This is a genomic window from Streptomyces bambusae (assembly GCF_019400985.1).
GTDB lineage: Bacteria > Actinomycetota > Actinomycetes > Streptomycetales > Streptomycetaceae > Streptomyces > Streptomyces bambusae_A.
Window position 1 is genome coordinate 21,409 of sequence record NZ_WTFF01000049.1, and the last position, 9,130, is coordinate 30,538.

The 9,130-nt window shown below is 72.6% G+C and carries 13 protein-coding genes; 8 read left to right on the forward strand and 5 right to left on the reverse strand.

Annotation, left to right across the window (positions count from 1 at the left end):
- Nucleotides 1-126 precede the first annotated feature (126 nt).
- Complete coding sequence (locus tag GPJ59_RS10080) at nucleotides 127-390, reverse strand: DUF6381 family protein (protein WP_219666141.1); 264 nt, start codon at nucleotides 388-390, stop codon at nucleotides 127-129.
- Between the two features lie 123 nt (nucleotides 391-513).
- On the opposite strand from GPJ59_RS10080, the gene GPJ59_RS10085 reads away from it, so the two are divergent.
- Entirely contained in the window at nucleotides 514-1,587 is a 1,074-nt protein-coding gene (locus GPJ59_RS10085; RefSeq protein ID WP_258024152.1) for an RNA polymerase sigma factor SigF, read from the forward strand.
- Here GPJ59_RS10085 and GPJ59_RS10090 read toward each other — a convergent pair.
- Genes GPJ59_RS10090 through GPJ59_RS10100 form a run of 3 tightly spaced genes read right to left on the reverse strand, consistent with a single transcriptional unit; the run spans nucleotide 1,481 to nucleotide 2,914 of the window.
- Entirely contained in the window at nucleotides 1,481-2,041 is a 561-nt protein-coding gene (locus GPJ59_RS10090; RefSeq protein ID WP_258024153.1) for an ATP-binding protein, read from the reverse strand. The two genes, GPJ59_RS10085 and GPJ59_RS10090, sit on opposite strands and share 107 nt — an antisense overlap.
- Nucleotides 2,038-2,535, reverse strand: a complete 498-nt coding sequence (locus GPJ59_RS10095; RefSeq protein ID WP_219666142.1) for an STAS domain-containing protein — start codon at nucleotides 2,533-2,535, stop codon at nucleotides 2,038-2,040. The genes GPJ59_RS10090 and GPJ59_RS10095 overlap by 4 nt, the downstream gene beginning before the upstream one ends.
- 25 nt (nucleotides 2,536-2,560) lie before the next feature.
- Nucleotides 2,561-2,914: a PRC-barrel domain-containing protein gene (locus tag GPJ59_RS10100; protein WP_219666143.1), complete on the reverse strand. Its 354-nt coding sequence runs from the start codon at nucleotides 2,912-2,914 to the stop codon at nucleotides 2,561-2,563.
- A 169-nt stretch (nucleotides 2,915-3,083) separates the two neighbouring features.
- On the opposite strand from GPJ59_RS10100, the gene GPJ59_RS10105 reads away from it, so the two are divergent.
- The 3 genes from GPJ59_RS10105 to pucL all read left to right on the forward strand — a co-directional run bounded on the left by GPJ59_RS10105 (nucleotide 3,084) and on the right by pucL (nucleotide 6,524).
- On the forward strand, nucleotides 3,084-3,824 hold the full coding sequence (locus tag GPJ59_RS10105) for an SDR family NAD(P)-dependent oxidoreductase (protein WP_219666144.1): 741 nt from the start codon (nucleotides 3,084-3,086) through the stop codon (nucleotides 3,822-3,824).
- A 120-nt stretch (nucleotides 3,825-3,944) separates the two neighbouring features.
- A complete protein-coding gene (locus tag GPJ59_RS10110; RefSeq protein ID WP_258024154.1) occupies nucleotides 3,945-5,279 on the forward strand; it encodes an aspartate aminotransferase family protein in 1,335 nt (444 codons plus the stop codon).
- A gap of 327 nt (nucleotides 5,280-5,606) precedes the next feature.
- A complete protein-coding gene (gene pucL / locus GPJ59_RS10115; protein WP_219666146.1) occupies nucleotides 5,607-6,524 on the forward strand; it encodes a factor-independent urate hydroxylase in 918 nt (305 codons plus the stop codon).
- Here the strand turns inward: pucL and GPJ59_RS10120 are convergent.
- Entirely contained in the window at nucleotides 6,521-6,991 is a 471-nt protein-coding gene (locus tag GPJ59_RS10120; protein ID WP_219666147.1) for a histidine phosphatase family protein, read from the reverse strand. The genes pucL and GPJ59_RS10120 overlap by 4 nt on opposite strands.
- Nucleotides 6,992-7,172: 181 nt before the next feature.
- On the opposite strand from GPJ59_RS10120, the gene GPJ59_RS10125 reads away from it, so the two are divergent.
- From GPJ59_RS10125 to GPJ59_RS10140, 4 genes are all read left to right on the forward strand, one after another.
- Entirely contained in the window at nucleotides 7,173-7,391 is a 219-nt protein-coding gene (locus GPJ59_RS10125; RefSeq protein ID WP_219666148.1) for a CbtB domain-containing protein, read from the forward strand.
- A gap of 56 nt (nucleotides 7,392-7,447) precedes the next feature.
- Entirely contained in the window at nucleotides 7,448-8,230 is a 783-nt protein-coding gene (locus GPJ59_RS10130; protein ID WP_219666149.1) for a CbtA family protein, read from the forward strand.
- A gap of 18 nt (nucleotides 8,231-8,248) precedes the next feature.
- Nucleotides 8,249-8,494, forward strand: coding sequence for a hypothetical protein (locus tag GPJ59_RS10135; protein ID WP_219666150.1), 246 nt, complete (start codon nucleotides 8,249-8,251; stop codon nucleotides 8,492-8,494).
- A gap of 127 nt (nucleotides 8,495-8,621) precedes the next feature.
- Nucleotides 8,622-9,017: a hypothetical protein gene (locus GPJ59_RS10140; RefSeq protein WP_219666151.1), complete on the forward strand. Its 396-nt coding sequence runs from the start codon at nucleotides 8,622-8,624 to the stop codon at nucleotides 9,015-9,017.
- Nucleotides 9,018-9,130: the final 113 nt, after the last annotated feature.

The following is a 9,130-nucleotide window of genomic DNA, read 5'->3' on the forward strand; positions in this document are numbered from 1 at the left end:
CGTTGGTGCCGTCGGACGTTGGTGCCAGTCGGACGTTGGTGCCGGTCACCGGTCGGATGCGGATGCCGGTCGGATGCGGATGCCGGTCGGACGCTGCTGCCGGTGACGGTCGGACTCCGATGCCGGTCAGATCTCCTCGTCGGCCACGATGTCACGGTGGCCGGGCGGGTGCAGCCGCTCGGCGCGGTCGCGCAGCACGGCGGCGCGGTGGCGCAGCCGGTCGGCGGCCTCCGGGTCCTCGGCGCGGCGCGCCTGCTCCAGCAGGTGCTCGGCCCGGTCCTCCTCACGGACCCGGCGCTGTTCGTCCCGTTCCTCGTGGTCCGGCCCCTGCGCCGGGCGCCGGTCCCGTCCCGGTGCCGGCCCGTGTGCCGGTCTCGTCTCACGTGTCATACGTGTACCCCTGCCCCACGGGCGAAGGGGTATGTGACGGTGGGAGCGGGTATATCCACTGAGAACCGGCTCACGACGGCCAGCTGCATCCGCCGCGAAGCACGCCCCCGTCGGAGGACGAGCATGGAGCGCCTGACAGGCGTCCGGGAGCACAGCCCGGACCGTTTCGACCGTACGGGCCAGACCGGCACCGGCCCCACCGGGACGGGCCCCACCAGGGCGGACCCCGACAAGGCGGCCCCCTCCCGGGCGGACCCCGACAAGACGGCCCCGTCCTGGGCGGACGCCGACAGGACGCACGACCCCACCCCGGCCGGCCGCGTCGGGTGCACGGAGTGCACCGACTGCGAGATCCCGGACGACCCCCTCAACGTGAGCACCGGCGAGGCCCGCACCCTCTCGGTGGCCCTCTTCCACCGGCTGCACGGGCTGGAGGAGGGCAGCGGCGAGTACTCGTACGTGCGCAACACCCTCGTCGAGCTCAATCTGAGCCTGGTGAAGTTCGCCGCCCGCCGCTTCCGCAACCGCAGCGAGCCGACGGAGGACATCGTCCAGGTCGGCACGGTGGGCCTGATCAAGGCCATCAACCGGTTCGACCCGGACCGCGGGGTGGAGTTCACCTCCTTCGCGATGCCGACCATCACCGGCGAGATAAAACGATTCTTCCGTGACACCAGCTGGGCCGTGAAGGTGCCGCGCCGGCTCCAGGAACTACGCCTGGACACCGCCAAGGCCACCGACGCCCTGGAACAGGACCTCGGCCGCGCCCCCACCGACAGCGAACTGGCCGAGCGGCTGGGCGTGCCGGAGGAGGAGCTGGCGGAGGGCCGCAAGGCCGCGCACGCCTACTCCACGCGCTCCCTGGACGCCCCCGTCCAGGAGGACGGCGACCCGTACGGCAGCCAGCCCGCCCTGGGCGAGGACGAGGCCGCCTACGACCGCATCGAATGCCTGGAGTCCCTCAAGCCGCTGCTGGCCGAGCTGCCCGAGCGCGAGCGCGTCCTGCTGTCCCTGCGCTTCGGCCAGGAACTGACCCAGTCCGAGATCGGCGACCGGCTGGGCCTGTCGCAGATGCACGTCTCCCGGCTGCTCACCCGGACTCTGGCGACGCTGCGGACCGGACTCCTGACCGATCCGGCCGATCCGGCCGATCCGGCCGATCCCGCCGGTCCCACGGACGCGGAAGGGCCGGGCTGACCGGCGCCGCCACTTCCAGCCACACCGTCTTCCCGCCCCACGCACTGGTGGAGGGAGCCGAACCCCAGCGCCGCGCCAGGCGATCCAGCACGGTCAGGCCGTGCCCGCCGGGCACCGCGGGGTCGGCGGCCGGACGGCGACGGGGGTGCTCGGGGCTCCCGTCGCTGACCTCGACCCGCAGCCGCTCGGGGCCGAGCCGCAGGACCAGTTCGCGCGGGCCGCCGGCGTGCATGCAGGCGTTGGTCACCAGCTCGGAGACCATCAGCAGGACGTCCTCGGCGGCCTCCATGCGGTCGGCCAGGTCAGCGTCCTCGTCGCCCCCGTCCGGGTCCGGCACCGGCCAGCCCCAGTCCTGGAGGGCCTGGCGGGTGAAGTCGCGGCAGCGCGTGACCACACCGGGCGTACCGCCGCCCAGCAGCAGCCGGCGGGTCTGCTCACCCGGCGCCTGGATCATGGCGTGCCACCGCCCCCCTGCGCCTGCCGACCGCCGCCGTCCCGGCCGCCGCCCTCCCGGCCGCCGTGCGAACCGCCGCCGTCGTGCGGACCACTGCCGCCGCCCGGACCACTGCCGCCGTCCGGACCGCCGCCGTCGGCCGACGCGGCGGCGGCCAGCGCCTCGCCGAGGTCCGCGTGGACCCGGAACACCCCGTCGGCGCCGGTGATGCGGAACATCCTGGCCACCGGCTGCCGCAGCCCCGCCAGCTCCAGCCGGCCGCCGGACTCCTCGGCGGTGAGCCGGGCGTGCAGCAGGACGTTCAGCCCGGTGGAGTCGCAGAAGCGCAGCGCGGCGCAGTCGACCAGCAGCCGGCTTCCCCGGTCGGCACGGCCCAGAGCCGCGGCCAGCGCCTCGCGGAGCGGGCCCGCGGTGTCATGGTCCAGCTCTCCCGCCAGCGCAAGAACGGTCGTCCCGTCCCTCGCGGTCGACTCGACCGAGAAGCGCCGTGCCATGTCCGTTCCCTCCCTCCCTCCACGGTCATACGTGGCGGTTGGCGGCGTAGTAGTTCTCGATGAGCCGGATGAAGGCCACGTCGTCCTCATGCCGCCCGCTCTCGAAGTCCGGGCTCGCCTTGATCTGCTGCTTCGTGGCGGCGACACGGACGGTCTCGTTCTGGATGTCGACCTCTCTGACCAGACCCGCGGGGACGAGCACGTGCCGTCCCAGGATCCACGGCCCGGTGTCCACCACGATGAACGAGCGGCCCGCGTCGGCGGAATGCCTGTCGATCCGGCCGATGTGCCCGTCGGAAGCCTCGACCGTGAACCCGGCCAGATCCGTTCCTGCGACATGGCCGCTGCTCTTGGCGTATGCCCACATCCCGGTGTCCACGGCGGCCTCCATCCTTGCGGCTTCTCTCGCGGGCGCACCTACCCAGGCAGCAGGCGATCAATCACCTGCCTCCGGCACCCGACCCCACTTCTTTCCGTTATTCGGAATATATTTTCCGTCATTCGATAGGGTAAGAGGCCGTGAAACGAGAGCCCACAGGGGAGGACACATGACCGAGAGCCGCGTCGCACTGATCACCGGTTCGTCGTCCGGGATCGGCGCCGCCATCGCCCGCCGGCTGGTCTCCGACGGCATCCGGGTGGTGCTCAACTCCGCCCGCAGCGAGGGCGCCGGCAAGGCCCTGGCCGAGGAACTGCCGGGAGCGGTCTACGTCCGGGGCGACGTGTCCGACGCGGACGACGCCGAGCGGATCGTGCGGGAGGCCGTGGCCGCCCACGGCCGGCTCGACATCCTCGTCAACAACGCCGGCACCACCCGCTTCATCCCCCTGGACGACCTCCCGGCGGCGGACGCCGCCGCCTGGCGCGACATCTTCGAGGTCAACGTCCTCGGCGCCTGGCAGATGACCACCGCCGCCGCCCCGCACCTGCGGGAGTCGGGCGCCGGGTCGATCGTCAACATCTCCTCGGTCTCCGCCACCCGGGCCCTGGGCAGCTCCGTGCCGTACGCCGTCAGCAAGGCCGCGCTCAACCACATGACCCGGCTGCTGGCCGCCCAACTCGGCCCGGCCGTCCGGGTCAACGCGGTGGCGCCCGGTCTGATCGAGACGCCCTGGTACGACGCGGCCGAAGAGGTCTGGGAGAGCTCCCGCGAGTGGATCACGGCCCATACCCCGCTGCGCCGCGTCGGCACCCCGGAGGACGTGGCCGAGGCCGTGCGCTACCTGGTGGACGCGCCGTACACCACCGGGGACGTGCTCACCGTCGACGGCGGCCGGCACATCGTCTGACGGCCGGGGCGCCGCCCGCCCGACGTCCCCCGACCCGACGTCCGCCGACCCGACGTCCGCAGGCCCGACGAAGCCCCGACCATCCGAGGACTCCCCATCATGGACAATTACGCTCATTTCATGAACAAGGACGCGGTCAAGGACGCCGACCGCGCGCACGTGTTCCACTCCTGGTCCGCGCAGGAGCTCATCGACCCGCTCGCCGTCGCCGGGGCCGAGGGCTCGTACTTCTGGGACTACGACGGCAACCGCTTCCTCGACTTCTCCAGCGCCCTCGTCTACACCAACATCGGCTACCAGCACCCGAAGGTCGTCGCCGCGATCCAGGAACAGGCGGCGCGGATGTGCACGGTGGCGCCCGGGTTCGCCGTCGACGTGCGTTCCGAGGCCGCGCGCCTCATCGCCGAGCGCACCCCCAGCGACCTCGACAAGGTCTTCTTCACCAACGGCGGCGCCGAGGCCGTCGAGAACGCCGTCCGGATGGCCCGTCTGCACACCGGCCGGCCCAAGGTCCTCGCCGCCTACCGCTCGTACCACGGGGCCACCGCGACCGCGATCAACCTCACCGGCGACGCCCGGCGCTTCGGCAACGACTCCGCGACCGCCGGGGTCGTGCACTTCTGGGGCCCGTTCCTCTACCGCTCGCCCTTCCACGCCACCACCGAGGCCGAGGAGTGCGAGCGGGCCCTGCGCCACCTTGAGGACACGGTCGTCTTCGAGGGCCCGCAGTCGGTCGCGGCGATCGTCCTGGAGACCGTGGGCGGCGCCCCCGGCGTGCTCGTGCCGCCGGCCGGCTACCTGGCGGGCGTACGCGAGATCTGCGACCGCCACGGGATCGTCTTCGTCCTGGACGAGGTCATGGTCGGCTTCGGCCGCACCGGCAGGTGGTTCGCCGCCGACCACTGGGAGGTCACGCCCGACCTGCTGACCTTCGCCAAGGGCGTCAACAGCGGCTACGTCCCGCTCGGCGGCGTCGCGATCTCCGGGGCCATCGCCGAGACCTTCGCCCGCCGCCCCTACCCGGGCGGGCTGACCTACTCCGGGCACCCGCTGGCATGCGCCGCCGCCGTCGCGACGATCACCACCATGGCCGAGGAAGGCATCGTCGAGCAGTCCGCCCGCACCGGCGCCGAGCTGCTGGGCCCCGGCCTGCGCGCGCTGGCCGCACGCCACCCCTCGGTCGGCGAGGTCCGGGGTCTGGGCACCTTCTGGGCGCTGGAGCTCGTACGGGATCCCGGTACGCGCGAGCCGCTGGTCCCCTACGCCGCCGCGGGCGCCGCGAACGCCCCGATGGCCGCCTTCGCCGACGCCTGCAAGAAGGGCGGCCTGTGGCCGCTGACCGCCGGCAACCGCATCCACATCGCCCCGCCCTGCACCATCGCCCCCGAGGACGTGGCGCGCGGCCTGGAGATCCTGGACGGGGCCCTGTCGGTGGCCGACGCGCACATGGCCTGACCCGGTTGCCCGCGTGGCCGCCGCGTGGCGTCCGCGTGACGGCTCCATGGCGGCTCCGTGGCCGTCCTGTGGGGCCGTCCTGTGGGGTCGCCCAATCCGCGGGCGCCGCTCTCGGATGAATCGCGCCGGTCCGATCCGGTCGCGGCCGTGCTGCAATCCATGGAGCACCTACGGACCGGGATGCACGTCAGTCCCGGGGCGGCCCCCTCACTTCCCGGGGGCCGAACGGCGGGGGGCTGGCCGGCGGCACGGTGTGCGCGGGCCGCCGGACGCCGGGCGTACGGGATCCAATCCACCGGACTCCGTGTACCCGAAGGAAGTCAGCGCATGAGCAAGCACGTACTCGCCCAGAACCAGTACGGCAAGGCCGAGAACCGCATCGTCAAGATCACCCGGACGGGCAGCGACGGTACGTGGCACGAGATCCGCGACCTCAACGTCTCGGTCGCGCTCCGCGGTGAGTTCCGCGACGTCCACCTGACCGGCGACAACACCAACTGCCTGCCGACCGACACCACCAAGAACACGGTGTACGCCTTCGCCAAGGAGCACGGCATCGAGTCGCCCGAGGCGTTCGGCATCCTGCTCGCCAAGCACTTCGTGTCCTCCCAGGCCCCGATCCGCGAGGCGCAGATCCGGATCGAGGAGTTCGCCTGGGAGCGGATCCCGGTCCCGACCCGCAAGGAGCAGCACTCCTTCGTCCGCAAGGGCCAGGAGGTGCGCACCGCGCAGATCACCTACAGCGAGACCACCGGCCTCCAGGTCATCTCCGGCCTGAAGGAGCTGACCGTCATGAACTCGACCGACTCCGAGTTCCACGGCTACATCAAGGACAAGTACACGACCCTGCAGGAGGCGTACGACCGCATCCTGGCCACCAAGGTCACCGCGCGCTGGGCGCACTCGGCGCTGGCCGCCGACAACACCTCCCACGACTGGGACCGCTCCTACAAGCGGGTCCGCAAGCACATGCTGGAGGCGTTCGCGGAGACGTACTCCTACTCGCTCCAGCAGACCCTGCACCAGATGGCCGAGCGGGTGCTCGACAACGTCCAGACGGTCAACGAGGTGCGGCTGAACCTGCCGAACAAGCACCACTTCCTGGTGGACCTGGAGCCGTTCGGCCTGAAGAACGACAACGAGGTCTACTTCGCGGCGGACCGCATGTACGGCCTGATCGAGGGCACCGTCCACCGCGACGGCGTCCAGCCGGTCATCGCCACCAGCGACTGGATCGTGGCCTAACAGCCGGCTCCGGTCTCCGGCTCGGAATCCGGCACGGCTTCCGCCTCGGCTGCTCCGAGCCGCAGGTTCCACCGCCCCGCGCGGCCGCTGAGTTCGGTGGTCGTGCGGGGGCGGGCGTCCAGGCGCCAGAAGGTACCCGCCGGCAGCCGGAGCGCGTGGACGACCGCCGCGCGGACGAAGGCCTGCTCGGCGGTGATCCGATGGGTGCCGGGCCCCAGCCCGGCCAGCCAGGCCCCGGCCCGGGCGACCAGCTGCTCGACGGACTCCCCGCCGGGCGGGGCGTAGCCGGGGTCGGTGAGCCAGGCGCGGACCGCCTGCGGGTCCTCGGCCGCCACCTCGGCCAGCGTCCGCCCTGCCCACGCCCCCGTGTCCAGGGCGAAACATCCCCCTCCGCCGAACCGCCCCTGCCTGCTGTTCTCGTCCAGAGGCGGTGTGACCAGCAGAACTCGTACCGATGAGGGGTTCATAAGCGGAGCATAAACGCGGTACGGTCTCGGACGACATGACGACGGTATGACGGAAGTACCGGTGAGAATCCGGCACGGTCGCGCCACTGTGAATCCTCCCGCCCGGGAGGGAAGTCAGACCCGCCACCGTCGTTCGAGTGCACCACTGACCGGGACGCGTGTTCCCCCTGGAGGTTCTGCCATGGCTACGTCCGCCGTGACCCCGACGGCTCCTGCCGCCACCGCCGCCCCCATCTCCCTTCGGGAGCTGGCTCCCTGGGCGCTCTTCACCGGCGTACTGATGCTGGTCCTGCTCTACTTCGTCGGCGTCGAGCAGGGCGCCACCGCTCTCTTCGAGGGCGAGAACGTCCACGAGTGGCTGCACGACGGCCGCCACCTGCTCGGCTTCCCCTGCCACTGATTCCCCCTGCCACCGGTCGAACCGATCGAACCGATCCACGCGAGGGGAACCACCAAGTGAATTCCGTTTCCGTGCGTGCCCTGCTGATGCGGGGCATGCTGGCCGGCCTGCTCGCAGGCGCGGCCGCCTTCCTGGTCGCCTACTTCCTCGGCGAGGCGCATGTGGACGCCGCCATCGCCATCGAGGAGGCGGGCCTGGCCGACCACCACGGCGGGGCGGCCGCCCCGGCCGACCACGACCACGGCGAGGAGGCCCCGGTCAGCCGGGCCCTCCAGGCCACGGCGGGGCTGGGCACCGGCGTCCTGCTGTACGGCGTCGCGCTCGGCGGGATCGCCGCGCTGGTCTTCGCCTTCGCGCTGGGGCGCATCGGGCGCTTCTCGCCGCGGGCGACGGCCGCGCTGGTCGCCCTCGGGGCGTTCGTGACCACGACGCTGGTCCCGTTCTTCAAGTACCCGGCCAACCCGCCGGCCGTCGGCGACCCGGAGACGGCGGCCCGCCGGACCGCCCTGTACCTGCTGATGATCGCCCTCGGCCTGCTGCTGGCCGCGGGCGCGGCCATCCTGGGCCGGCGCCTGGCGCCGACCCTGGGCACCTGGCACGCCAGTTGGGCGGCGGGCGGCTTCTTCGTCGTCGCCGTCGGCCTGGCGTACGCCTTCCTGCCCGCCGTGAACGAGGTGCCCGAGGACTTCCCGGCGACCCTCATCTGGCAGTTCCGGCTGGCTTCGCTCGCCATCCAGACCGCCCTGTGGGCGGTTTTCGGCCTCGCTTTCGGCACTCTTGCCGAACGGGCCCTTGTCCCCGCCGTCCGCGCCAAGGAGGCTGTACAGCCCACCGGTTGAGATGAGGGGGCCCTGCCCATGCAGGCGGCGATCTGGCACTGGCGCGGCTGGACGGGCGCGGCCCCCTTCTGGTTCAACGTCCTGCTGCTGGTCCTGGCTCAGTTCACCGCGCTGACGCTGCTGGGCCAGATCGGCATCATCACGGCCCTGGCCGCGCTCGGCGGCCTGGTCCGGCACCTGTGGTTCGAGGACTACGGGCACCCTGCCATCCACCTCGCCGCCGCGCTGATGGGCGGGGCGGCGGCCGCGTGCGTGCTGGCCTGAGACGGTGGCCCGCGCGGCAGCCCTCACCGGCAGGTGTGGCGTGAACGCGTGAATCACCGTCGCCCGGTCGGACGCATTTCGGCCGCCGGGGGAAGAACCCTCCGGCGTGTCGGGGCACACCCCGGGCATGAGAGGGACGCGGCGGCTGTGCGCGACACCGGGCAGGGCCCTGGTGACGTTCTGCGCCGCGCTGCTGTGCGTCTTCGGGGCCGGCCCGGCCGCCGCCATGGCACTCGCCGAGCCGCCGCCCGCCGCCGCGACACCGGCCCAACCGGCCGAACCGGCCGAACCGGTCCCGCCGTCGGCTCCGGCCGAGGGCCAGCCGGACCCGGCCGATCCCGAACTGCGGGCCCCCGTACGCCCACCTGGACGAGGCACGCCGGTCCGGCAGCTGCCCGGAGCGGGAGTGCGCGTGCTGCTCCCCCCGGCGGCTGTGGCGGCACCGCCGGGCGAGGACGCGTACGGCGCCCCGGGCGGGGGCGGGTCCCTGCGGGCGGTGCGGAGTGTGGTCCTTCGCTGCTGAGCGGCACGAGCAGTGAAGCACCCCCACACCCCTCTTCACCCCCACGAGGTTCAGCCGTGCCCATCGACCCCTTCACCGCCATGAACGCCCTGATCCGCGCCGAGGTCTGCCGG

Excerpts from the sequence above, each read along its gene's own strand:
- GPJ59_RS10140 (WP_219666151.1), top strand. The coding sequence starts at position 8,622 with ATGAGAGGGACGCGGCGGCTGTGCGCGACACCGGGCAGGGCCCTGGTG.
- GPJ59_RS10135 (WP_219666150.1), top strand. The coding sequence starts at position 8,249 with ATGCAGGCGGCGATCTGGCACTGGCGCGGCTGGACGGGCGCGGCCCCC.
- pucL (WP_219666146.1), top strand. The coding sequence starts at position 5,607 with ATGAGCAAGCACGTACTCGCCCAGAACCAGTACGGCAAGGCCGAGAAC.
- GPJ59_RS10105 (WP_219666144.1), top strand. The coding sequence starts at position 3,084 with ATGACCGAGAGCCGCGTCGCACTGATCACCGGTTCGTCGTCCGGGATC.
- GPJ59_RS10110 (WP_258024154.1), top strand. The coding sequence starts at position 3,945 with ATGAACAAGGACGCGGTCAAGGACGCCGACCGCGCGCACGTGTTCCAC.
- GPJ59_RS10080 (WP_219666141.1), bottom strand. The coding sequence starts at position 390 with ATGACACGTGAGACGAGACCGGCACACGGGCCGGCACCGGGACGGGAC.
- GPJ59_RS10120 (WP_219666147.1), bottom strand. The coding sequence starts at position 6,991 with ATGAACCCCTCATCGGTACGAGTTCTGCTGGTCACACCGCCTCTGGAC.
- GPJ59_RS10095 (WP_219666142.1), bottom strand. The coding sequence starts at position 2,535 with ATGGCACGGCGCTTCTCGGTCGAGTCGACCGCGAGGGACGGGACGACC.
- GPJ59_RS10125 (WP_219666148.1), top strand. The coding sequence starts at position 7,173 with ATGGCTACGTCCGCCGTGACCCCGACGGCTCCTGCCGCCACCGCCGCC.
- GPJ59_RS10085 (WP_258024152.1), top strand. The coding sequence starts at position 514 with ATGGAGCGCCTGACAGGCGTCCGGGAGCACAGCCCGGACCGTTTCGAC.
- GPJ59_RS10090 (WP_258024153.1), bottom strand. The coding sequence starts at position 2,041 with ATGATCCAGGCGCCGGGTGAGCAGACCCGCCGGCTGCTGCTGGGCGGC.